A 24,233-nucleotide genomic window follows, 5' to 3' on the forward strand; every position below is an offset into this window, starting at 1 on the left:
GCTTGAGCTTCGGACGCATAACCTGCTCCCAAAGCCCCCTCCACCCGCTCTCATCCGCTGCGCGGCAATACATTGCCGCAGAACTCGCAATGCCGGGTCTCCCCCGGAAGAATGGTCGACTCCGCCCCGCAGCCGGTGCAATTTACGGATACAGGCGAACGCGGGGCCGGATTCGCAGGAGCTCCCTGCTCCCCGCCGGGCATAGGAGGCATAGGCTGGCCGCCCCACTGTCCGTTCTGCGGAGCTGGAGGAACGGGCGGATTTCCCCATGGCTCCTGCACGCGCTGGACAATGACCTGACGGTTGTCCTGGTCGATATACGTAAAAGGCAGGAGCCCGGCGCGGACCATAAAGTTCAAGTCATTCAGCGCTTTGCGTTCGCTGACTCCAGCCGACTGCGCGATATATCCCACCCCGGAGACTCCCTGATCGATAACCAGCTGCCGGTACCGCTCCAGCTGCCTCTCCAATTTCCGCCTGCTGCCTCTGGCGAGCACGAGCAGGATAGCGATGGGGAAAGCAAATAGAACCAGCATGACCGCAGCGGCCGTCCCTTGGCCGGTGCCCGAGGTATTCAATAGAATAACATTAATAAAAACCAACGTACCAACGAATGTTAAAGCCGCAACTTTATAATCCCGGGGCCGCATATAACTCATGTTGCTGTGCAGGATCAGTCTCAGAAGCAGCAGTATGAATGCAACCGGAAAAAACACGAATGACGCAATACTGATAACAGCCCCGTGAATGGAGGCTTTTTCTTTATACAATGGAGATCCCTCATTATCTCTTCATTTTCTGGCTGTTGGCTTCTCCTATTTCTTGAAGTAACGCGGACCGACAGCGCCTGTGGCGCCCCGCTCATCCTGCTCCGAATAGCGGGTGAACAAGGCGACGCAGCCGGCAATCGCCCCTGCAACTGCAAGCAGAATGAAATGGATAAGCGCGTATGTGAAGGCAGAAACATCCAGCAGGATGGAAAATACAAGAATGACAACAAGCACGGCTGCCATATATAGTCCCGTTACCGTCCCGAAAGCCAGGTAACCGGGAATCATCCTCCGGGCGCGTTTACGGTTGGAATGATACATCATGACCATGGCGTAAACGGCCGTTTCCCCAATCATCAGCGCTCCCAGAGAGAATCCAAAATGGCTCAGCCGCGCGAGCGGCAGCCCCAACAACAGCATCAGCGCTACCGTCGCCGCGATAACCAGCGCATAAATAATCGTTGTGACTTTTCTGTAAAATCGCTCCGAATCCATCTCTTGTCCCTCCTATTCAATGAGTTTGTTGCCGCATTCCAGACAGAATTTCTGGCCGGGTTTCACCTCATGCTGGCATTGGCCGCATCGCAAAGATGTGCTTGTCCCGCAGTTGGGACAGAATTTCACCCCGTCTCTGACCTTCTCTCCGCAATTGTTGCAGCTCTGCTCGGCCAACAGGGAATGGCCGCACTGGGCGCAGTTTTGGGCATCTACCGCATGGTCGGCCCCGCAGTTGGGACATGGCGTATAGGGATCACCGCAATGCGGACAGAACTTGGAGCCTTCCGGGAGCGGCTTGGAACAGCCGCTGCAGGTAAAAGCCGCAGGCTGCCCCGGAGCGCTGGCCTCCAGGAAGTTATAACCGCAGGAGCTGCAGAATCGGGCATCATGGACGTTCATGGTCTGGCATTTGGGACATCCTTTATAAATAGCGGATGAGGATGAGGTGGACGATGACGTATTCATCTGGCGGGTCACATCCATCATCTGATTGCCGAAGGCACCGCCCATACCGAGCCCCATTCCCATGCCAAGGCCTGCATTCATCAGACCCGAGCCGCTGCCTTCATTCGTTGCGGCCCCCTCCAGCGTATCGAAGGAACGTTCCTGCTGATAGGAATAACCGATAATGTCCATTTCCGCTTTTTTGGCCAGCGCTTCCTTCAGTCTGACCGTACCGGGGTCATTATCCGGCGTATTGACGGAATCGATATAAAAATGAAGCAGCCGGATGCCGGCTTCCTGAAAGACGGGCGCGATTCTTTCTTCAATATGCTTGGAAATTTCAGATATATAGGCGTTGATTTCAAGGATGCTGATTTTCTTGTGAACGAGATAGCTTGAAATCAGCTCTTTAATATTCATCATCAACAGGCCGCGGAAATACTGCGTCATCGTTTCTTTATCAAAGACCCTCATTGTGCCGGTCAACTTAAGCAGAAATTTTCTGGTATCTTCGATTTGCAGTCCGAACTGGCCGAAGGAACGTACCGAAACAATAATCTGGTACTTGGGATCCTGCAGCTGCACGGGAGACGCCGTTCCCCACTTGATATCCAGCGAGTTGAGTTTGTTGACGAACCATACTTCCGCGGCGAAAGGCGATTTGCCGCCAAAGGGAAGATTCACAAGGGATTGCAGAATCGGAATATTTTGCGTGCTCAAGGTGTGCCTGCCGGCCCCAAAAATATCCAGCGCCTGTCCGCCTTTGAACAAGATGGCCTCCTGAGACTCATTTACGATCAATTGCGTCCAGGTGCCCAGCTCAGGGTTGGGATGTTTCCAGGCAAATACATCCGGGGGACCGTCATATTTTACGACTTCTACAATAGCCATTGCGTTCTCCTCTTCTCTTTTGACATCCGGGTAGGACTCATAATAAGTCTATTTTACTAGAACATTACGTATTTTGACATCATTCGATTCTATTTTTTTCCTTTCCGACAAGAATTTTTTTCCTTTTGCATCTGATTTTTTTAGTTGGCAGGCCTTGTGGGCTTTCGCTCCGGGACGCCTTCGTTTGCAGCCGGCGGCAAATAAGTTAAGATGGAAAGAAACAATGGAGGGCTTCATGCCATGGAACATCGGTTCGTCAAGGAGTCACGCTGCTACAAAACAGCAAGAATTTTCCCTACCGACGTGAATAATCACAATACGCTCTTCGGCGGAAAGCTGATGGCTTATATCGATGATATTGCTTCCATTACAGCATCGAAGCATGCCCGCAAATCGGTGGTCACGGCCTCAACGGATTCCGTGGATTTCCTGCTACCGATCCGTCCTACGGACTCGGTCTGCCTGGAATCAATCGTGACGTGGACAGGCAGAAGCTCCATGGAGGTATTCGTCAAGGTGATTACGGAGGATTTGCGGACGGGGATCCGGGCGATTGCGGCAACAGCCTTTCTCACCTTCGTGGCTTTGGACGAAAATCGCAGGCCGGTGCTGGTACCGGAGATTGTGCCGGAAACGGCGGAGGAGCTTCGTCTGCATGAAACTGCTACGCAGCGAGCCGACATGAGGCGTCACCGCAGGGAAGAAAGCAAGAAATTCGCCGACTTCCTGCAAATGAGTTTTCCGTGGGAATAGTTCCCCCTTTGCTTTAGCAGGAGGCATTGAGTCTGCCAAGACAAGTTAGCTTAGCTCGGCCCTTCAACCGTTATAATGTCTGCCCGGATGTTTAACTTATCAGTAGCGCAAGAGAATCTGCCTGTTTACTTGCCGGAAAGAAGGTTAGAAGATGAAGAAGCCACCAGAACTGAGAACCTTTCTGTTTCAAGATGACGGTACAATACCCAACAACCGGAACCTGCCCGTTGTTCTCTATCCTGGCGCCCTGAAGGGTCAGGCAGATCACACCGAGAGCCTGTTCAACCGGCATAGTTGGCGGAACAGCTGGACGAACGGTGTATTCCCTTACCACCATTACCACAGCAACGCCCATGAGGTTTTGGGCGTTATACGCGGGTCCGTCACACTGCAGCTGGGAGGGGAGCAGGGAAAACAGGTTGAGCTGCATGCAGGCGATGTCGTTGTGCTGCCTGCTGGGACCGGACATAAGCGGCTTGGCTCATCGGGCGACTTCCAGATCGTGGGTGCCTATCCAGGCGGGATGGATTATAATGTGCGCACAGGCGAAGCGGGAGAAAGACCGCAGGTGCTGCAGGAAATCGACCAGGTTCCCCTGCCGGATGCGGACCCGGTGTTCGGGGAGTCAGGCCCGCTGCTGAGGCTTTGGAAAGGTTTATTCTAATTGCGCAGCGCGTTGTCTTGCTTTCTTAGCGTTTCGCATGTCCGCTCCAAGCCAAGTGGTTTTGTTCCAAAAAGGTTCGCCGTTACCGGTTAACGTGTTACCATGAAACCAGCAGCACCTCTTTAATTAACATTGCTGAACATTTTTACTGCTTGCACGCAGAAAAATCGGTTCGTTCATCCAATCATTCAAAAGGAGACTGTTATGACTGAAAAACGCGTTATTCATTGGGGTATAATGGGCCCCGGCAATATTTCAGGAACTTTCGCTTCCGAGCTTGCCCATGCACCGGAGGCCAAGATCGCCGCTGTAGCTGGCCGCTCCATCGAGAAAGCGCAAGCCTTCGCCGATAAATTCGCCATCCCCCAGGCTTATGGAAGCTGTGAGGAGCTGGCAAACGACCCTCAAGTGGACATTGTCTATGTCGGAACACTGCACCCGATCCACAACGAGAACGTAATGACCTGCCTGAGAGCCGGCAAAGCCGTTCTGTGTGAAAAGCCATTTACGATGAACGCGGCGGAAGCCAGGGAAATTGCCGACTATGCGAAAGAGCGGGGCTTGTTCGTCATGGAGGCGATGTGGACACGTTATCTCCCGGTTATCAAGAAGGTCAGAGAGTGGCTCGACAGCGGCGTGATCGGCGAAACCAAGCTGCTCAAGACCGAATTCGGCTTCGATGCGGGCTGGAACCCCGAGGGCCGGCTGCTGGATCCGGAGAAAGGCGGGGGCACCCTGCTGGATGCCGGGATCTACCCGATTTCCTTTGCTTCGATGGTATTCGGTTCGCAGCCGACGAAGATTCAGAGCACGGCCTTCATCGGGGAAACCGGAGTGGACGAGCAGTTCTCGCTCTTGTTTGATTACGAAGGAACAGCAACCGCATCCCTGCACGGCTCGGTCCGGCTGAGCATGAACAATGATGCCTGGATTTACGGAACGAAAGGAAAAATCCATATTCCCGAGTTTCTCGCCGCCAAGAAGGCCACCTTGTATGTGAACGGCCAGGAGGAAGAAACGACATCGGATGACCGCACCATCACCGGGCATCTGTTCCAGGCTCTCGAAGCTATGGACTGCCTGCGGGAAGGGCGGACGGAGAGCTCCATCATGCCACCGTCCGAAACCGTGCAGCTGATGGAAACGCTCGATGCCATCCGGGCCCAGTGGAACCTGACTTATTCCGGCAAATAACTCTCACCGGACTGGACCAGCCACGTTGTTTCCCCGGACACCGTTTTACATGTGCATGACCGCTGTCACGCACCGCCACGCAAGCGCATGATGCGGTGTATGGTGCGCCGCGGCCGCCGTGGCGGCGGGTGAAAATAGGTCCTGCGAAAACAGCAAACCCTCCAAGTTACGCTTCTACAGCGGACTTGGAGGGTTTATTTGCTGCCCCAACCTTGAGTGCGCGGACGCTGATGGACTTTCCATCCCATCATCTACCAATGAGCCCGATCCATTCCCAATACGGCACGCATAGAACCGTTGCGAGCACGACGGCGATTACGTAGCTGACAGCGATCTTCTGGCCCTGCCGGTGACTGAACGATTTTCCTTCCGCGCTGTAATACGCCGTTAGATACGTCGGGGACTGGTACGCGAAGAGGAAGGGATCTGTCGACAGCAGAATGACGAATACGAGCACCCAGGGATGGATACCGGCCTGTCCGGCTAGCGGCAGCATGGAGATCGTGAGCAGGATGACGGCCGGGTCATCCCGTACCACAAGTGTAACGGCAAACGATAGCACGATGACGGCCAATAAAAAGAGCAGCGGGCTGGCCAGAAAGGGTTCCATATAATCCCCCAGAAATAAGGTCATCGCTTCAATAATGCCCAACTGCCGGGCGGCCTGCGCGAAGCTGAAAGCGACTCCGATAAACAGCAGGAATGTCCAGTCGATACCGCTTTTGAGCGTCTTCGTATCCAGTGCCCCGCTGATTACCAGCACCGCAAAACCAAGCAGCATCACCCAGGTATTGTCGATGCCATGCAGCGGCTGGGCAATGAGCAGCCCAATGCTCCCCAGCACCGTAAACATCGTGATTTTCTCTTCCCTCGTAAAGCTGCCCAGCACCTTCAATTGATCATCCAGCACTTTCCGGGATACCGCCTTCGGCTGCTCCACATTCTTGAACAAGGTCTTGATCGATAGCAGCATGACAGCCGTGAAAATAATAAACGCCGGCAGCGCATACAAGAACCATTTGAACCAGGACAGCTGCTGCGCCCCCGGGATCAGCCCGTAGGCCATTACATTTGTATAAGAGCCGGTAAGAATGAATGGCGCGGTAAACCCGTAAAATATCATGGCTGCAAGCCCAAGCCCCGCCGCTCCCCTGCTCTGCGGACGAAAACCCATCAGCTCCGAAAGCGTCCGTGCAATCGGCACGCCCAGCGCTACCTTGGCGGAGGAGGAGGGAATCATCGGATTGAGCAGCATGCCCCCCGCCACAATGCCCCACAGCTGGCCTCTATAGTGGGTCGGAAACAGCCTGAGCGCGTGCAGCGACAGCCGGTACAGGATGCCCGACTTGGTAATAACGGCACCAAGGGCGAGAATAAAAAACATATACAGCCAGGTCGGCGTAGCAAAGCCCGACAGCGCAACCTCCGGCTGTACGAGCCCTCCCACAGTCCACAGCATGGCCATAAACAAAGCCACCAGATAATCCGGAATAATATTGACGATCCACAAGATGACAGCCGCGATCCCGATGCCGATAAAATCCATCCCCTGACGCGACAGTCCGGCCACGGGAGGAGCAAAATGAAAATAAGCCAGGCTCGCGATAACCAGCAGAAGGGCAACCAGGCCGGTCATCCGCTGCTGTTTCCAGAAGCCGCCCGCCTGATCGGCCATCTGCCTGCTTTTGCGGCTGTCCAGCCTTTGCTTGGCCAGATTGTAGCTTCTGTCCCGGTCCTGGCCGGCCATGCCGGAGAGCGTTTGTTCGGAGCCTGCAGCCGTCTCCGCCATCTGCAAAAATTCCAGAGCCTTCTGTTTCATATCCAAACGATGGCAAAGCTCCGCTCCGTATTCATAGAGGCTGGCCATCTGATGGACGGAATAGTTGTGCGTACGGGAAAACGCTGTTTCCAGCCGTGCCAGCCCCTTTGCATGGCCGGCCTCTGAGCATCCCTTCAAATAACGTTCAAATATCCGGTAGTCGGCAATCAGCAGCTCGTCCGGACAAGAGTCCAATAAAAGGCAAAGCTCTGCCTCAAGAGACTCGCCGACCGCCGGCTGCCCGGCAGCTGCATCCGCAGAGCCGACAAGCGCAAGGATAGCCGGCCATTCCCCTGCTTCCGCATAAACAGCCGCGGCGGCGGCAAGTCCATGATGCCTGGCCAAATATTCCCCGGCGCTTGCGATCATGCTTTTCCTCTTCGCATAGCCGTATTTCTCAACAAACAGCTCTGAGAGCACAGACCGCAGCCCAGGCTCCATGCTGTACAACGCTCCGCCTTGCGTCTGCCCTGCCGGATGGAGGCTGCCTCTTAGGCCTGCGCTTGCTGCCAGCTGATGCTGGAGCGAATCGATCCCGCAGGCGGATTCAATCCAGTCCATGCTGAACAGCGGCATCAGCGAGCAAACAAGCAGCCCTTCCGGAAGCGGCTCCGGCAGGTCAGCCAGCTTGTCAGCGGCCTGCTTCAGCTTCGCTTCCCTGGATTCCTGCAGGCGGGTGTTGGTATGAATCAGACGCTGGGACAGAAGCCGGATAAAATAGGTGGAAATTGAGGCCTTCCCTTCCATTAACGTCTGAAACATCTCCAGATCGATGACGAACAGCTCCGCATGGTCTGCGGCCATGGCGGTTGCGGAACGGGGCTCGCCCGTTAGAAGCGCCATTTCGCCGAGTGTGTCGCCAGCCGCAATCCGGGTCAGCAAGCGGTCCTGTCCTTCCGGGCTGGAAGCGAACAGTTCAATCATGCCCTTTTCAATAATATACATGCAGCTTCCTTCGTCGCCCTGACGGAACAGCACCTCCCCGGGGGGAAGAGAAAGCTTGCCGAGCTTGCCCAATATCTGCGCCAGCTCCAAGTTGCTAAGTCCCTTAAACATTTCAATGCTATGTATACTCACGCGCGGTCCACCTACACTTGTCGTTAATCATCGTTATACTCTATCTTATCGGTTTTTGGGAGAAGGTCCTATTAGCTAAAGTTAATTCCACCTTTTATTTGGCGCATTTTTTTGCTACCGGACAAAATAATGCCTGATAGATGAATCAAAACAAAGCAGCGGAGCCCTCCATTTTCGATCCTAATCATCACCAACGCGAAAAAAAATCACTGATCATTCCCTAAGGAATAAAAAGTGATTGTGATCGCAACGGCTTATTCGGTCATGAACGTATCCGGCGTGTATTCAATTCGCGAGTCAGCGACAATAATCAATTGCCCCGAGGCAGCATCGTATTCCACCGGCCCTTCCTTAATGTAATACCAGATCTTCACGGTCGGCGCGTCCTCGAAATCGTGAAAGAGGAACATATTCAGCTCATGCTTGAAAGCCAGCAGTTCCCGAATGTTGTCGCTCAAAGGCACGGAAACCGTAAATTTCCAGCCTTCGCCATGCGATTCCGCCTTATAGGGCACCGGCTCATTCCGGGTGTCGATGAAGACAGGTCCGCCTACTGCATGCTTAACGATAAAGGTTTCCTTCATTAATGATTTCCTCCTTCTTAGGGCAGGTCGATCAGCATGACGAAGGATGCCTCATCTGCCGATAGCGTCAAACGGGTGACGGATTCAATCCGCGCGGTATCTCGTTGGCCCAGTGAAATTTCATTCGCAGCGACAGAACCTTCGATAAGAAACAAAAACATGCGCCGGCCCTCTTCCTGGGTAAAGGATAATGTTTTCCCGGCTTCCAGCCTTCCCAGGTAAATCGTCATATCCTGCTGAATGCTCGCCGATTGCCCGGCGCCGTCTGGCGTGACGACAGGAATCAGTGCATTGGTCAGCTGCGAGGCATCGTACCGGCCTGTTTCATAGGATGGGGCAAGCCCACGTTCCCGGGGCATAAACCACAATTGAAGCAGGTTCAGCTCCTCCGTATCCGAAGGATTAAATTCAGCATGGACGATACCGGTACCAGCCGACATGCGCTGAAGCTCATTCACCGATGCCGTTTCCACATTGCCTAGACTGTCCTCATGGCGGATTTGGCCTTTCAGAACAATGCTGACGATTTCCATATCGCTGTGCGGATGGGCACCGAAGCCTTTGCCGGGAGCTAAATAATCATCATTGCAAACCCGCATCACGCTAAAGCCTGTATTATCGGGGTCGGCGTATTCACCAAAAGCAAAGCTCGGCCGGCTGCGCAGCCAACCGTTGTCCACCGAATATCGTTCATCAGCAGCAAATACCTGGATCATCTCTATCCCCTCCAATTCTAACTATTTAATATTTACTAACTTAATTATAGTTAATTTACATGCCTATTACAACTGATTCTCCTTTTGCGGCTCGAACTCCTTCCTCATTAAAAGATAGGCCATGATAGCGGGACTATAAGCAAGCCGATACAAGCGGAAGTACTTATTCCAAAAAAAAGCCGCCATCAGGTGTCGGAAATTCAACATCCCCTCTGTGCGGCTTTATCCTGCATATTCGTTTCATATCCAGAAGACTAGGTTCTTCTGCTGGTTCTCATGATCGCACTCAGGATCAGAACCACGACAATGGCACCGATAATGGCCGGTACGAGCGCGAAATCCGCTGCCCGCGGACCCCAGTCGCCCAGAATCAGTGTACCCAGCCAAGCGCCGACAAAACCAGCGATGATGTTGCCGATAATCCCGCCCGGAACGTCCCGTCCCACGATTAATCCCCCGAGCCAACCAATGATGCCGCCTATAATTAAAGTCCATAGTAAATGCATATCCATATCCTCCTTTTGTGTTCGACAGTTGTTAGTATTTACAACTGGGTACAAGGTTAATACCCTGCGGAGCAACGGATAAATCAATTCATTATTATTTTGCATAAAGTTCTATAATGATGGTCAAATCAGCGCCACGGTAGAATGCAGCCTGGAGTTGTACACATTTCCTAGTGTATCGCCTTCAAGGACAAAACATGCTAACCTGTCCCATTATTTTAGAGAACAAGCTGCAGCAGAAGGGATTCTCTTTGTTTCATTTTCAGCTGGACGACCGCATTGCCCGCTTCCTGCTTTGCCGGTTTCATAACAACCGTTTCTCCGCCGCGAATGACTACTGCTTCCCGGTAATCTTCATGAAGCTCAATGGCATACTCCCCCACGGCATCCTCAAGATGGGCGATCATGATCGTACGCACAGCAGGAGCAGCGGAACGACGATTTAGCGCATAGCCGTCCAAATTCATCATATATAGCCGCTCATCACTGCATGAAGCCCACTGATCCCAGAGCAGAGCCGCACGGAAAGTCTGTCCGGCGCCATAAATCTCCTGACCGGCATAACCGGTTTTGTCATCCTCCAGCGTCCCCAGATTTTCCAGCGGAATATAATCCAGCTCCGAAAGTCTGAATTTCTCCGGCAGGCATTTGGGAAAACAATAAAAGTTATTCATACGCGCTTGATTAAGTGCTCTGATCAGGCCGTCGGAAGGACTTCTGTCTTTCAGGGTAGAGGCGATTCTGGCTGCACATTCCAGATTCTCGAAGAATGCCGGATATAGCATGGGGGTACAAGCCTGAAACATTCCCCACAGCTTGTAATCCGTGAAGCCGGGATCATTGAACCAGTACATCATCCGTAAATTTTGCGCCAGCAAGTAACGGTAGGCTTCTTCATAGGCGATATCTCCTGTCTCTTTGAACAGCCCATCGGCGGCTTGAATCGCCATCGATAACAGAAAGGATTCCTGGTGCAGATCATTAACGGGCAGATGAAGCAGCACCCTCAGCGAACGCTCGGCCTCCTCCAGGTATCTTTTTTCCCCCTTAGCCCGGTACAGCAGCAGCATAAAATACGAATAGGCGCCTGCAACCGGGAGATTATCGCCATTGCCGTGCTTCTTTAGCTCCGGCGCACGGAACGATAGCGGAAACAGATAGGCGCTGCGCTGTGCCAGCGGGATGACGACCGCCTCCACTGCCGCTTCAATCCGGGCGCTGGTTTCCCCATCTTCCTCAAACCAGGCTGCTCTCCACCATTCCTCCAGCAGGAAAATATACTGCCAGGTCCCCCATACCCGGGGGCGGTTCTCCAGAAATTCATCCCCCGCATGACGGATAAATTCCCATACCTTCCGCCGCAGCTCCTCATAGACCGGAGAGGGCGCGCTGCGGGATATTTCCGTAAGCGGATGGATCATCATCAAAGCCGCATCCATACCGGGTTGATTGCGAAAATCTACCGTCAACCCCTTGGCTTGAAAGGATTCCTCCCAAGCCGGCGATACGCCGTTCACATAAGGAATCAGCATGTTATAGCTGCCGTTGCCGTTCCAGCAGGCGTCTTCATCCAGCAGATCCTCCGCGCAGCGAATGCCGAAATCCCGCCAGCTGGTTGCTCCGGGCGGAAGCGAAGCTTCACGCGGCACGAAATGCAGGCAGGCTTCTACAAGATCCACCACTGCGCTCCGCTCTGTCGGCGGCTCATCCATGGCGAGGCAGCGTAAAGCATAAGAGAAGCGGGAATGCTGCAGCGGAAATTCCACGGCAAGAGGAGCATCGCCGATCAGGCCAACCACAAGATTCCCTTTTTCATGCGAATAATTCCGGCGCATACCGCATCGGTAATGCAAGAACCGGGGGATGCCCGCTTCCGCCATCCATCCCATTTTCGTCATATTAAAGAACAGCATTACGCCGAATTTTTTATAAGAGTCATAATAATAGCAGGCCGGAAAATCATTTCCTCCGGCTTCATCATTCCACTTGGTCGGGTTATCGATGTTGGTCTTATACCAGACATGGTCCCCCCGCTCATACGGTGGAAGGTCGCCGAGCCCCACCGTAATCTCCGGTTCCGCCACGTTGGAATTGATGAGCATCGTTCCTTCTCCCATTAAAGCCAGATCCACCTGCAGCCAGCCGCTCTCCCGATCCGCGGTTATGGTCCCGCTCCATGTGTAGAGCAGCGTATCCTGATCCCGCTTCGTACCGCTGACTGCCAGCTCCAGAGCGGAGATCTGCCGGATCTCATCCGGATAAAGGTCGAACCGGCTGCCGCGGATGAGCGGCTGGAACTGCGCCGACATCGCCTCCCACTGGCCGCCTGTCTCATTCTGCAGGGTATACCCATATCCTTGCACATCATCTTTATATTGAAAAATCATCCGGGAACGCTCGCCGCCCGGCAGCTCAAAGGTTTGATGCTTGGTTTGTGCCGTCATCTCACTCACTCCTGTTCATGCTCTCTTTATGAAAAATATAGTACGCCGTGGATTCAGTCCTCGTATGCTCCCGCACGAAGGTCGTCCCTTGCTCGTGCCGCGCGCGTGACCATCCGCTGGCACAGGCTCCCGGATGCCTCGCACTAACAACAAGGAAAAACCTTGCTGCATTCCCACTGGTGGACCTGGATGCTCCCTCGGAACTCTCCAGCACGGAAAAACCTTCTTGCACCAGTTCCAGCCTCGCCTCCACTTGCTATAATAAGGAAAAACCTTGCTGCATTCCCACTGGCGGACCTGAATGCCCCATCGGAACTCTCCAGCACGGAAAAACCTTCTTGCACCAGCTCAGCCTTGCCCTCACTTGCTGCAGCAAGGAAAAACCTTTCTGCATTCCCATTGGTGGACCTGGATGCTCCCTCGGACATCTCCAGCAAGATGAACTAATCCATTAGTTCCCCCAAAGTGGTCGAAGCAGCGTCCTGTGTAAGATCATATTCACCTATAAAAGGTACTTTCGGAATAAATGAACGCCTTCACTTGCGAAAATTTGTTGGATTTCCCCAGCATGGGCTTTATATTTAAGGATTCAGCCCTATGGGGTCTGGCCCGGTGTCTGGCCCTATGAGGTCTGCCCGTACGGGGTCTGGCGCACATTAAAGCCGTCCAGCCGCACCCCGTCCAGTAACCCTGGCGGCCCATTCCATGGGATCATTCGCGTTTCGGATGGAAGCAGCACGAGACCATTTTGTTCAAAAATTCCAGCGTCTTCATGGTCCGGTACAGACAACCAGACTTCGCAGGCACAATGGTCCGCTTCATTGGTTACCCATACGGCAGACTGCTGCCCGTCTACCCGCGCACTCACCTGCACGGGCTTGAGATGACGCAGCGCCTCAAACGCCTGTCCGCCTCCGGCTGTGAACACATAATCATTGCCCGCCAGCCACTGATCCCCTTCTCCCTCAAGGCGCAGCCGAAGAAAAAACACATTGCACGGCAGCACGGGCACGATAAATTCAACAGCCCCCGCCAAAATAACCGGCCCTTCCGGGTTGATGTCCTCCCCGAATTCGGCGCAGAGTCCGCCATTAAAATCATAGACGAAAGCAGAAAGCCTGAGACTTCCCGCTGCAGGCAGAGACTTGCCGTTATCATCGCAGTGGAGAAACAACTCGGCCCTGAAACTCTCACCAGGCTGGTAGGCGGCCCGGTCATACCTGGCCGATACATGAAGAGCCGAGAATGCCTGCTTCATCGCGTAATAAGCAGGCTTGGGAACACCGTCAAATTCCAGAACCGAGGTATTGGCATTATTGGGGAAGGGCTCGTTGCCCATCCAGATCAGAAATCCGGAAGACGCCGGCTCCCTGCGGCGTGTGGACTCCACCGTATAGCGCAAGGACTCCTTCTGCAGGAAGCGGCTGCAGTGGACAAAAACCTCCAGCTGATCCTCCGCTTCCTCCCAGCGGCCGAAGCTTTCGCTGATCGGTTTCCATGGCACCCACCAGTTGCCCCGGTGTACCCAATAGGGATTATATTCCGTGGGCGGCCAAGCTGAGCAGGTCCCCTGGAGGGAACGCAGAAGAGAGGAGCGCGAAGCGCCGGCCGTCCCGGTCTCGGAACGGAACTGGGCATCGTCGCGGTTGAAGAACTCATAATGCCCCGGATTCCCCAGAAAAGTCCATGGTCCATGAACATCATGGTGAACCCCTTTGCCAAAGCCCTCAACACTCGCGCAAAAGGTCGGCCCCGATGCGCTTGCCGGGAGAAAACGCCTGCCCGGATCCAGCCGGCTGACCAGCCTCGCCAGCATGGCAATATTGGCATGACGCTCGTCAACCGGGCGGAAGCCTTCCCACATCAGCTCATTGCCGCCGCACCAGAGCAGGAGACTGGGATGGGAGCGTTTCTCGCGGATCGCGATTTCAGCTGCCTCACCCAATAACCGCAGCAGCTGCGGATCATCCGGCGGGCAGTTGTCCAAGCCGCTTGACGACTGCAGCAGCTCCTGCCAGACCAGCAGACCGTGGCGGTCGCAGTACTCATAGAACTGGGGCTTCTCAATAATTCCCCCGCCCCATACCCGGACCAGGTTGGCATTCATCTGCCGCATTCTGTCCAGCTGCAGATGATACTGTGCGGCGGTGACCGACCCGTAATACGGTGAGATCGGCACCCAATTCACGCCTCGCAGAAACAAGCGGCGGCCGTTAACCAGCGCCGTATAAGGCGCTGAGGCTTCATCTGCTCCCGGATTTCGGACCCACTCCACCGACCGGAAGCCAATCCGCTTCGCAGCGGAATCGCAGTTCCTGCCCACGCTGTCCAGAAGCTCTGCCGATGCCCGGTACAGCGGCTGGTCTCCCATCCCGCTCGGCCACCAGAGGCGGACAGCCGCTAGCCCGGCTGACGCCTGCAGCCCCTTTTTTCCGGCTCCCAGACGGATCTCCTCCTCAAGCTCCCACACGACAGCGCCGCCCGGATCTTCAATCCGCCAGCGGATCAGATAATCGCCCGGTGTGCCAACCTCAAGCTCAAGCCGGCAGTCGACATTGCCACCCTGCCCGCCAGTTAACCCCGCTGAAGGGAAAAAATCCCGGACAACCACGCCGCGGAAGGTTCGCAGGTACACATCCCGCCAGATACCTATGTTGATCATTCGCGGACACCAGTCCCAGGCATAGTTGAAGCGGGACTTCAGCTTGCGGATTTGTGATGAATAGCCGACCTGACCGTCCACCTCCGGCGGCATCCGGAAGATGACTTTCAGTTGGTTGGCTTCTCCATTCCCGAGCAGCATATCCGTCACATCGATGACGACCGGCACAAACATGCCTTCAAATTCAGCCGCGGCAATCCCGTTAATGTGAATCCACCCTGCAAAATCAAGCCCTTCCAATACAAGCTCGCAGCGATCCTGCAGGCAATCCGCGGGGGTATGGAACGTTTTCTCATAGACCCATTCCCGCTGGGTCACCCACTCGCCATGCATACTGTTTAATCCGATATGGGGATCGGGCAGCAGGCCTGCCGCCAGTAAATCCGTCTGCACGGAGCCCGGTACGGAAGCTTGGACCGCCTGTACCGCGGGCGGAATACGCATGCCCAGCTCCATGGAAAGCTCCGGCCGCCACTGATTCGGGTACCATCCGGTTACGGTCCAATCCGTGCCGTTTAAGGAGTATCGATTCATATAAAAAAAACCGCCTTTCTATCTATCTTCCTCTTTGAAGTCATGCAAGTTTCTTCCCTCAAACATATAAGCAATGTATAAGCGGTGTTTATACGTTCTCCTATTTCAAAAGAGCAGGCAGCTCTTGCAGGGCGGCCCGCTCTCTGAGTGCAAATTATGAAATATTCCGCTCTGCCCGCAGCACTGCATCCAGGGCAATTGCCCCTCTTCCGCGGCTGACGGCGGCTTGTTTCGGTAAGCCGGATATTGCTTGACCTTCCAGCGTAATGCCCAGTGATTGCCCGATCCGCTCCAGCAGGATTTGCAATTCCTTCCCGGTCAATGTGCGCCCGGGCTCGAATGTCCCCGCCGCAGTCCCTTGAAAAATGCCGGCAGCAGTCACAGCCGCCACATCTGAAGCATACCAGCTGTCCGCTTTCACATCCGCGTAGACTTTGCCGTCCGCCTGCCTGGCAGGCAGCTCAAGTGTCCGGACAATCATAGCGGCGAACTCGGCGCGGGTCAGCCCCTTTAATGGCCGAAAGAGGTCTGCGTCCACACCCTTGACGATGTGCTTCGCCGTCAGGGAGCGGATAGCCCTGTAGGCGGTATGGCTGTTCCCCACATCCTTGTAAGCTTTCTCGTAGGTCAGCACGGCATAGGTGCTGAAGTGGCTCAGATTGACTTGAATTTGACCGTTTGAAACTCTGCCCCCTATATAGACAGGCGACTGTCCGGCATCATCGGCTTCCAGATAATAAACGCCCGCAAGATCTTCCTCTGCGCCCTGCTTCATAGCAAAGTCAGCTTTGATCGGTTCGGAGAAGGTTGTAATCAGCTGCGGTTTCCCGCCGCCCACTGACAGGCTCAGCTCAAAGGTATACATGCTGCCCCCGATACGCAGCAAGCCGCCGCTCGGGTCCTTCAGCTTCTCTATGGCCTGCGCCGTTTCCCCTTCGGTCGCCTCAATCAACTTTAACGTCAGAACCGCTCCGGCAAGCTCCGCTTTGTCCAGCTTCTCGTAAGCCGTTTTCAGAACGGATGCAGGAATATGAAGCGCGGCATGCGGCGCTTGCACATGGAGCATACGGAAGCCCGGATTGCTGAGGTCCCCGTTAATAACAATCGTGTTCTGTGGACCGCTTAAGGTGATAAAAGCATTGCCTTCCGTATCCGCCTGCAGTTTATCAGCCTGTACGAGCAGCTGTTCCGTTGGTGCTTGCGACCCGGTTGTGCCCACTCCTTCCGGATTGGCGGGGTTGCCTGGATTCCCCGGATTCTCTGGGTTACCTGGGTTCTCCGGGTTTTCTGGATTCTCCGGGTTTTCCGTTCCCGGCTCCTCCGGATCGGCCCGCTCAATGCGTATCATGGCCGTCCCGCTACCGCTCGCGGTTGAAGCCTCCATCCGGTAGCGGCCCGTAGCCCAGTCCGGCGGAATTGCAATTGTTGTCCGGAACAAGCCGTTGGCATCTGTCGACGCCTCGCCTGACACACCTCCAATACGGATGGTTACAGGAGTCTCCTTCACAGGAGTGCCATCGGTGTTCACAACAGTACCGCTTGCACTTACCTCACGGCTCCCGTTTCCGTTCACAGCCTCCGGCTGGTCGAGATGTATCCGGTGTCTTGCAGCAGCTTCCTGCTCCGTACCGGCAAACAAGCTTCGGCTCCAGCTGTCGCGAATAATCCTGACCGCATCATCGTTCAGCGGTTCATAGACGGCATAGGATTCCACAGGATACAGATAGATCGCATCCACATCGGCAGCCCTACTGTCGCTCATATTGGCTAACGTGAGAGACTGGATTCCCTGATCCAGGCCCGCGGTACCGAGATAGGAAATGGTGACTTCATCCTCCTTGCCAGCGAGAGAATGCTCATATACAGCCGATTCGCCAAGCGCGACGGATAACGCGGCTGCCGAGTTTTCTTCCCGGGCGATGGCGCTGACATAGATGTCATACTGTCCCGCCTTTGCTGTTGTCAGATCAAAGGTGCGGCTTTGTCCCGCCGGCATGGACGCATAACTGCTGCCGGAGAGCGCGGAGCTTCCATAACGAATTTCCGGAACGCTCATCTTGAAGATTTTCACGTTCGTAATGGTCACAAAACCCTCATAAACGTTGGGATTCGTGGACATATTCCCGAAACGCACCTGGAGCTTGACCGTACCCTCGGGTATGACCGCAACCGGGGTGGTCTTCACCGAGGTTTGGCCGGAATACCAGAAGCGGTTCATATACTTCATCGTGTTGTCATCGGCCAGCACAGTGGCTCCGCCATCCGCATCAATAGCCAGGACCTGTGCCGTAAGATCGGTATCAAACTCCAGCCGCGCGGCAAAATCAAGCTTGACGGAGTCACCGATTTGGAACTCTCCATCGCCGCCGACGGGGATTTCGGAGAACAAATAGCCTCCATCAAAAATCCGCATATTGTTATAACCGGTTCCCTTAACAAAAATCGCATTTTTCCCCTGCCAGCTGTCGTAAACTTCCTGCTCTTCCTGCACAAGCAGTGAATCCTCATAGATGGCCCTCTCATCCGTGCCGGATGCATCGCTCTGCTTGCGGATCGCTTTGGCGCCATCGTTCAGATCGCCTCCCGGCAGGGAAAGCTCCACATCCGCCGGAGCATTTTGCCGGAACAAGTCCTCCGCTTCGATAATCATGGCCTTGTGCTCATCTGTCTTCTGACTGACCATTAACCGCGCTGCACCCGGCACCTCTTTCAGCTTCAGAATAGCCCGCAGCGCTTCGTCGACGGATTCCGCCCCGCTATTGGTGCTGACCCCGTTCTCCGTAATACCGTCGAACGCCAGTCCGTATTCCTGGTTAAACATCGGCACGCCCGTCTCGTTATTTCCCAGCCACCAGGTCGCGGCGATACCGGCCATAACCGCGTATTTCTCTTTTCCGGTTATCTCATATAAGGTCAGATAATTTTCTACATAGCTCGCCGTTCCGTAATTGATTTGCGGATATTTCAAACGATTGGGCGCCAACTGGTAAGCACGGCCGGAAATCAGCATATCGCTGAGAAAGCTGTCCGCTTCCTGCTCGGCTGTCTCTATCCAGTCGGGCCGCCCGCTCAGCTTCCCGGCGATGGCCATTGCTTTGGCCTGAATACTTCCCCATTCATACCAAGAGCCGTTGCTGTGCATATAAGCGGAAAGGGGATAACTCGTAAAACCGCCTTCCTGGGATTCTTGCAAACCTTCACCCAGCATCCGGATTAATTTGCGCGCCATCGTTCTTGCCGCCCCCTCCGGCAGTGCCTCTTCATGCTTGGCTAGCGCGATAACAGCCGAAGATGAAAGCCAGTTGTCGTCGAGCAGCAGCCAGCCGGGCACCTGCTTGCCGTTCAGGGTGGTCGTCGTTCCGTAGCGCGGCTCAATCTTCCCGTTCAACCGCGTCAGCGAAAGCTCCAGACGCTCCTGCAGGCGCCCGGCAAACACTTCATCCTCCGGCTTCAGAAGCGGCAGCGAGGTTGCCATCGCTTCATAAGCGCGAACCGCCCACGAGCTGAACTCCGTAAAGGAGGAATGGCTGTCTTTTTTGAAAAAATGCCCCTGCGCATCTTCCGCCACGAAATTATCGAAATCACCCTCTGGCGATTGCATCCACATGGCAAATTCCAGGCCGCGCTTAATCATGTCATAGCTGTACGCATCGCCATAGATTTTGTAATGCTCGGCATAAACCAGCACGGCACGCGCCACATCATCCAGCGCTGACACGCCCTCCTGGGGATCGCCTACCCAGACATACCCTTTGCCCAGATCGTTACGGTCGACCGGCTCGGCATACAAATGCGTAATCATCATCGGAATTCCGTCGATAACAACTTTTTCGCTGAGAAAATTAAGATGGCTCAGATTGGTATAGATTTCAGCCGGATCCTGAATCGCAAATTTCCTGAAAAAAGAGACGTCCTTGCCGGTAAGCTCCCCATCCTTATCGAAATCCAGATCGGCGTTATCGTTCTTCGCCTGCACCTGCTGTTCCAGATACACGGTATCAAGCCCGTCGATCCGGCCGTCCTGATTCAGATCGTAAGAACGGTTCTGCCTCGTGCCGCTTAAGCTGACCGAGGTCACGCGAACAGCCGCATTCGTATCATTATGCAGCTCAAGCCACAGCTCCTGGACCCCTGCTGGAACCTTCGGCTCGCTCGCTACGCTGCGGCCCTGGACAGCGGTCCATTTTCCTCTCTGGATATTCGTCAAATCGTTGATTTCAACAAGTGCGTTCGCACCATCGTTGACGCGGGCAAGAACCGTGGATGCCGTAGTCACATCCGGATCGAGCTGGATCTTCGCACCCAGGGATAATTGATCGCCGCCATGCGGCTGGTTCTCCCCATCTCCGAGCGGCACACTCCGCCAGACTGCAGAGCCCGGCTGCATCAGCAGTGCGGATTCAAGACGGGCCTGGCTTGCGCCCCAATTATTGCTTTCATCCAGCGGCGATGTGAAATCTGCGTTGCCAAGCGGGTATTCCACACGGGTTGTTCCATCGCTCTGCAGGCCCCACAGCTTCACGTTGTGAACCTCGATCGTTCCTTCCGTGTCGTTATGCAGCTCCACATAGATGGTTTGAATACCTGCTCCAATCTTCCCCTGATTCAGAAGGGGCTCTGTTGTGAGTACCGTCGATTTGCCGCGGACCACATTCGTCAGATCGTTCACTTCGGCCAAAGCATTGCTGCCGTCGTTAATGCGGATCATAACATTGGTATTGTTCACCACATCCGAATTCACCGTCACTGTCGCCGAGGCATAGACAACATCAGCAACGGAAGGACCGGCATTATCATTGGTTACCGGGATACTCTGCCAAACAGCGCCTCCCGGATCGAGCACCACATAATCCTGGCGCTCTACCGTACCCCCGCTGTCCCAAGTGCCCGCAAGCGGCTGTTTGAAGTCACCGTTGTTCAGGCTGTAATTAACAGTCACCGTGCTCTCAGCCGAAACCGGCTTTGCCAAAACAGGCAAAGCCCCTGCCAACAATACAAAAATAATCAAACAAGAAATCCATTTACGTAACATTAACGGTCCCTCCTAAGAGTTTTTGCGTGGCTCTGCCCTGAGACTTCGGGTTAACGAAGTCCTGGAGCAAAAACTCACTTCGTAAGCGATACTTAAGAGTTTTTGCGTGGCTCTGCCCTCTTCCCGCTTTATTGCGAGCGCTTTCAACAAATACCTGATTTTCTCTCCCACGCCTCAGCTCCGCCCCCATTCTTCTCAAAGGCAGTAAGCCTTCTCTATGCGCGGCCTGTGCGTCTGACCTAAGCTCCGAAATTTCGACGATCACCTTCCTGCCGCCAGATAACGGCCCCAAAAACCACAACCAAAATATGGCTTCCATAGCGTAAAAGATCGAATCAGAAATTTCTTTCACGATTAAGCGCCCATCCTGCCGGAAAAAGTCCGATTATGTAACAATAAGTAAAAATAAAATAATCTTACTGTAAGTGTTTCACGACTCTTACAGTAAGATTATAGGTCCTGCATAAAAGCTTTGTCAACGGCTAATAATCAAGCACAGTTATTCCGGCACCCTTCTCGTGGAGGCTCTCACCACCAACTGCACGTCATAAACCTCCTCGACAGCCTGCTCCGGAGGATTCAAGCCATGCATGATGTCAATCAGCGCCTGCGCGGCCTTCATACTCATCTGCTTGACCGGCTGCCTTACCGTTGTCAACGGCGGATAGAGATCTGCGCTTCCCGGGACATCGTCCGCCCCCACCACAGAGATATCCTCCGGAATGCGGATGCCTCTGGAACGGAAATGGCGGTACAACGTCGGAACAAAATGATCATTGGCTACAAAAAGCGCAGTCGTCTGCGGGTACCTCAGCAAGTAGTGGTCTATTTGCGCACACATATCCATTTCATCGAGATTGGACACATTAATCAAATGGTCCTCCGTGAAATCGCCCAGGCCGAAGGTCACTCCAGCTTCTCTGGTGCCTGCCAGTCGGTCATGATGATCGGCCGACTTAAACTCGTCAACAATGGCGATATGCTTATGATTCATATGGGCAAGATGCTGGATGGCTATAAATCCGCTCTTGTGATGGTCGGCCCGAATGTAATTGACCTTATATGCGTCGAGCTGGTTAAACAACAGAATGCTCGGGACCGCCCTGGCTACATCATTATAATGCTCCTCGTTATACGGCACGGACGTAAAGATGGCGCCACCGATCCCTTTCTCGGCGAAAAAACCGGCCAGCTCATTGCGTTTCTTGGGCAGCTCGTCCAACGGGCACAGCTTAATATTCAGCTTCTCGGCAAAAGCAACCTCGCCGATCCCCGCCATGATGCTGTTTTCCAGCTGCAGAGCCTGTGCAGTCGTGAAGAAAGCCAGATCCCTTGATTTATTCAAATTAGCCCCCAGTTTGGGCATAAAATTTGCGCTTTGTATGATTTCCAGCACCTTGTCGCGTGTTTTGGCGCTAACCGCGGCCGGATTATTCATGACTCTGGATACGGTAGCGATGGAAACGCCTGCTTTTTCGGCAATATCGTAGATGTTCATTTCAATCTCCCTCATCGTTTTATTTCAGTATAACATCTTATATGTAAGTCTTTCAATTAAACCTTATGATTGACCGCTTAAAAGAGGATGTAATAAAATATCGATGAAAGTTTAATTGTAAGAGTTACATCCCAATATGGAGGGAGCTTCAATACCGACCAGGAATGCAGGCGAACAAACGGATGAATCTGCTACGAAAAGAGGGAGAAAACGTATGAAAAAGGTCAAAAAGACGATCGCGGCAGCGCTGGTGCTGGCTATGACAGGAGCCAATGCGGCATGGGTCCAGGCAGCGACCAAAACGGTGGATTTCAATCTTTATCCCATTGCATTCAACCATATCAATTGGCAGATGATCAGCTCGCACACACCGACAACCGGTTATTCCTATACGCTGGGAACAGGGAATGGGCAGCGAACGAATCAGTACGGAGTTAGCTGGCCGGACAGCAGCTATTATAACAGTGTGCTCGGAACGGGAGGCTTCACGGCAGTGAACAGTTGGGCGATGAAGCCTGTTGTGCTGTATGCGGTAGAAAAAAGCGGAGGCTGGCTGGCTAATGGGTGGAATCCCTATCAGGATATGGCCGAAGGCGCTTTTGCCGTGGATGACAATGCCCGTGCCGCCATTATGTTCGCAGATGATTATTTGCTTAACGGCAATACCACCTCTTTCCAGAAGGCCCGAGACCTGCTGACGTTCACGGCCTATATGACAACCCTGGAGGGAAAAGTCTATGACTTTGCCTGGTCGGATGCCAGCGCCCATTTCGGGTGGGATCCTGACCAGCAAGGACAGGACAAGCATTTTATGTTCCGCTCCGAATACGTTAAACGTACACAATATCCATCCGCATCCCCAAATGCCAGCTGGATGGACCAAAGCTCCGATCCCGCACATATTCTGAAAGACGGCAGCGGCAATCCCGTCAGCGCGTCCCCTTTCATCTCCCATCCGAAGTATTCCATTTACATGAACGATCTGCTTGATACAAGCGGAAATGATGTTGCCGCGGTATACAACGGTCCGCTTTATTCCACGGCAGCGGGCGGGATTACGGGGTACAAAAGCAATATTAAGAACAATTGGACAACGAGCACCCAGGCGGCCGGACTGGACGAAGCCCGTAATATGTGGGCGATGGCCAAAGGACTCCAAATGATGCAGAAACTGAAATATACGAACGGCAGCCTGACGTCTGACGAGTTGGCGTTTGCAAAATTTCTGGAAAACCACTTTAACCGGATGCTGAACAATCTAAAGCAATACGCACCCTCCGGTTTCGATTCCAAGATGGCGAGCAATATCCTGATCGCACTGACGGACTACTTTCAGTTGGTATACGGCACAACTGACTATGGAACCTACAGTCTCAATCTGCCTGCGAACAATAATACGTCGACCACGGTCGACGATACCACCCCGCAGAGCAACCTTTATTCCTTAATCGATCAATACTTGAACAACATCACCTCCAAGCAATACCGGACCAGCGACTGGCGGGACGGGATCTTCATAGATAATCCCGCTGCCGGGAACTGGTACGCCTGGGGCGAGCTGCAGATCTACGCTTTGTCCAAGGTATACAAATTGAAACGCAACATCGGGCAAACACCGGCTCAGCTGGATGGGCTGCTGTCAATTATTACGTATTCGGCGGACCGCTTTTATGGCCAACAGGCTTATCATTACCTGGACAATGTCAATAACAACAGCCGTACCAAGGAACGGATCACCGAGATTAACGGCTGGAACGCTTCCTTCCATACCAATTCCGGACAATTCGCCTACCAGAACTCCTCTATCGTCGTGGGCTTGAAGGAGCTGGCTGAAGCCTATTATCTGTCGGACCGCGCTGATAAAACAGCCAAACGCAGCAGTTATTTGAACAACGCCAAATCGGTCGCCGCCTGGTTTATCGGCAATAACAACGCCTTAACCGACATGTACGACGGACAAAGCGGAACCGGCACCTATAAGGGACATGGCGCGGTATTCGACGGAATCACCATCAACGCCGGAATTCCAGTCCGCAATAATGGAGCCGGAGGCGAATCGTCTGCGGAGGGATTGTGGGCAATGATCCAGATCAAGCATGCCATCTCGAAATACGGGCTTTCTTCCATCTTTACTTTCGACTACTGAT

At 53.8% G+C, this 24,233-nt stretch carries 16 protein-coding genes; 4 read left to right on the top strand and 12 right to left on the bottom strand.

Annotated elements, in window-relative coordinates; genetic code table 11:
- Positions 1–50: 50 nt before the first annotated feature.
- Genes IEY46_RS27605 through IEY46_RS27615 form a run of 3 tightly spaced genes read right to left on the bottom strand, consistent with a single transcriptional unit; the run spans position 51 to position 2,603 of the window.
- The gene (locus tag IEY46_RS27605) at positions 51–770 is read right to left on the bottom strand and encodes a hypothetical protein (protein WP_188997279.1); all 720 of its coding nucleotides are present in this window, start codon (positions 768–770) and stop codon (positions 51–53) included.
- Positions 771–815: 45 nt separating this feature from the next.
- Complete coding sequence (locus tag IEY46_RS27610) at positions 816–1,265, bottom strand: hypothetical protein (protein WP_188997281.1); 450 nt, start codon at positions 1,263–1,265, stop codon at positions 816–818.
- Between the two features lie 12 nt (positions 1,266–1,277).
- Complete coding sequence (locus tag IEY46_RS27615) at positions 1,278–2,603, bottom strand: SPFH domain-containing protein (protein ID WP_188997284.1); 1,326 nt, start codon at positions 2,601–2,603, stop codon at positions 1,278–1,280.
- Between the two features lie 240 nt (positions 2,604–2,843).
- On the opposite strand from IEY46_RS27615, the gene IEY46_RS27620 reads away from it, so the two are divergent.
- From IEY46_RS27620 to IEY46_RS27630, 3 genes are all read left to right on the top strand, one after another.
- Complete coding sequence (locus tag IEY46_RS27620; RefSeq protein WP_188997594.1) at positions 2,844–3,356, top strand: acyl-CoA thioesterase; 513 nt, start codon at positions 2,844–2,846, stop codon at positions 3,354–3,356.
- A gap of 151 nt (positions 3,357–3,507) precedes the next feature.
- Positions 3,508–4,020: a cupin domain-containing protein gene (locus IEY46_RS27625; protein WP_188997285.1), complete on the top strand. Its 513-nt coding sequence runs from the start codon at positions 3,508–3,510 to the stop codon at positions 4,018–4,020.
- A 204-nt stretch (positions 4,021–4,224) separates the two neighbouring features.
- On the top strand, positions 4,225–5,214 hold the full coding sequence (locus tag IEY46_RS27630; protein ID WP_188997287.1) for a Gfo/Idh/MocA family protein: 990 nt from the start codon (positions 4,225–4,227) through the stop codon (positions 5,212–5,214).
- Between the two features lie 247 nt (positions 5,215–5,461).
- Here the strand turns inward: IEY46_RS27630 and IEY46_RS27635 are convergent, their stop codons facing one another.
- From IEY46_RS27635 to IEY46_RS27675, 9 genes are all read right to left on the bottom strand, one after another.
- On the bottom strand, positions 5,462–8,110 hold the full coding sequence (locus IEY46_RS27635; protein WP_188997289.1) for an SLC13 family permease: 2,649 nt from the start codon (positions 8,108–8,110) through the stop codon (positions 5,462–5,464).
- 254 nt (positions 8,111–8,364) lie between these two features.
- Entirely contained in the window at positions 8,365–8,694 is a 330-nt protein-coding gene (locus tag IEY46_RS27640; RefSeq protein ID WP_188997290.1) for a hypothetical protein, read from the bottom strand.
- A gap of 17 nt (positions 8,695–8,711) precedes the next feature.
- Positions 8,712–9,410 (bottom strand): pirin family protein, encoded by a 699-nt coding sequence (locus IEY46_RS27645; RefSeq protein WP_188997292.1) that lies wholly within the window; start codon positions 9,408–9,410, stop codon positions 8,712–8,714.
- A gap of 254 nt (positions 9,411–9,664) precedes the next feature.
- Entirely contained in the window at positions 9,665–9,916 is a 252-nt protein-coding gene (locus tag IEY46_RS27650; RefSeq protein WP_188997294.1) for a GlsB/YeaQ/YmgE family stress response membrane protein, read from the bottom strand.
- A gap of 218 nt (positions 9,917–10,134) precedes the next feature.
- Positions 10,135–12,360: a hypothetical protein gene (locus IEY46_RS27655; RefSeq protein ID WP_188997295.1), complete on the bottom strand. Its 2,226-nt coding sequence runs from the start codon at positions 12,358–12,360 to the stop codon at positions 10,135–10,137.
- Between the two features lie 622 nt (positions 12,361–12,982).
- Positions 12,983–15,556, bottom strand: a complete 2,574-nt coding sequence (locus tag IEY46_RS27660) for a glycoside hydrolase family 2 protein (protein WP_188997297.1) — start codon at positions 15,554–15,556, stop codon at positions 12,983–12,985.
- Between the two features lie 154 nt (positions 15,557–15,710).
- Complete coding sequence (locus IEY46_RS27665) at positions 15,711–20,588, bottom strand: S-layer homology domain-containing protein (RefSeq protein ID WP_188997299.1); 4,878 nt, start codon at positions 20,586–20,588, stop codon at positions 15,711–15,713.
- On the bottom strand, positions 20,578–20,940 hold the full coding sequence (locus IEY46_RS27670) for a hypothetical protein (RefSeq protein WP_188997300.1): 363 nt from the start codon (positions 20,938–20,940) through the stop codon (positions 20,578–20,580). The genes IEY46_RS27665 and IEY46_RS27670 overlap by 11 nt, the downstream gene beginning before the upstream one ends.
- A gap of 147 nt (positions 20,941–21,087) precedes the next feature.
- The gene (locus IEY46_RS27675) at positions 21,088–22,086 is read right to left on the bottom strand and encodes a LacI family DNA-binding transcriptional regulator (protein WP_188997302.1); all 999 of its coding nucleotides are present in this window, start codon (positions 22,084–22,086) and stop codon (positions 21,088–21,090) included.
- A 214-nt stretch (positions 22,087–22,300) separates the two neighbouring features.
- On the opposite strand from IEY46_RS27675, the gene IEY46_RS27680 reads away from it, so the two are divergent.
- Entirely contained in the window at positions 22,301–24,232 is a 1,932-nt protein-coding gene (locus IEY46_RS27680; RefSeq protein ID WP_188997304.1) for a hypothetical protein, read from the top strand.
- Position 24,233 lies beyond the last annotated feature (1 nt).

Source organism: Paenibacillus nasutitermitis (assembly GCF_014641075.1).
GTDB classification, from domain to species: domain Bacteria; phylum Bacillota; class Bacilli; order Paenibacillales; family Paenibacillaceae; genus Paenibacillus_Z; species Paenibacillus_Z nasutitermitis.

Bases quoted from the DNA above. Each gene is read 5' to 3' on its own strand.
- IEY46_RS27620 (WP_188997594.1), top strand. From the start codon at position 2,844: ATGGAACATCGGTTCGTCAAGGAGTCACGCTGCTACAAAACAGCAAGA.
- IEY46_RS27665 (WP_188997299.1), bottom strand. From the start codon at position 20,588: ATGTTACGTAAATGGATTTCTTGTTTGATTATTTTTGTATTGTTGGCA.
- IEY46_RS27645 (WP_188997292.1), bottom strand. From the start codon at position 9,410: ATGATCCAGGTATTTGCTGCTGATGAACGATATTCGGTGGACAACGGT.
- IEY46_RS27640 (WP_188997290.1), bottom strand. From the start codon at position 8,694: ATGAAGGAAACCTTTATCGTTAAGCATGCAGTAGGCGGACCTGTCTTC.
- IEY46_RS27630 (WP_188997287.1), top strand. From the start codon at position 4,225: ATGACTGAAAAACGCGTTATTCATTGGGGTATAATGGGCCCCGGCAAT.
- IEY46_RS27675 (WP_188997302.1), bottom strand. From the start codon at position 22,086: ATGAACATCTACGATATTGCCGAAAAAGCAGGCGTTTCCATCGCTACC.
- IEY46_RS27610 (WP_188997281.1), bottom strand. From the start codon at position 1,265: ATGGATTCGGAGCGATTTTACAGAAAAGTCACAACGATTATTTATGCG.
- IEY46_RS27680 (WP_188997304.1), top strand. From the start codon at position 22,301: ATGAAAAAGGTCAAAAAGACGATCGCGGCAGCGCTGGTGCTGGCTATG.
- IEY46_RS27625 (WP_188997285.1), top strand. From the start codon at position 3,508: ATGAAGAAGCCACCAGAACTGAGAACCTTTCTGTTTCAAGATGACGGT.
- IEY46_RS27660 (WP_188997297.1), bottom strand. From the start codon at position 15,556: ATGAATCGATACTCCTTAAACGGCACGGATTGGACCGTAACCGGATGG.
- IEY46_RS27655 (WP_188997295.1), bottom strand. From the start codon at position 12,360: ATGACGGCACAAACCAAGCATCAAACCTTTGAGCTGCCGGGCGGCGAG.
- IEY46_RS27615 (WP_188997284.1), bottom strand. From the start codon at position 2,603: ATGGCTATTGTAGAAGTCGTAAAATATGACGGTCCCCCGGATGTATTT.
- IEY46_RS27650 (WP_188997294.1), bottom strand. From the start codon at position 9,916: ATGCATTTACTATGGACTTTAATTATAGGCGGCATCATTGGTTGGCTC.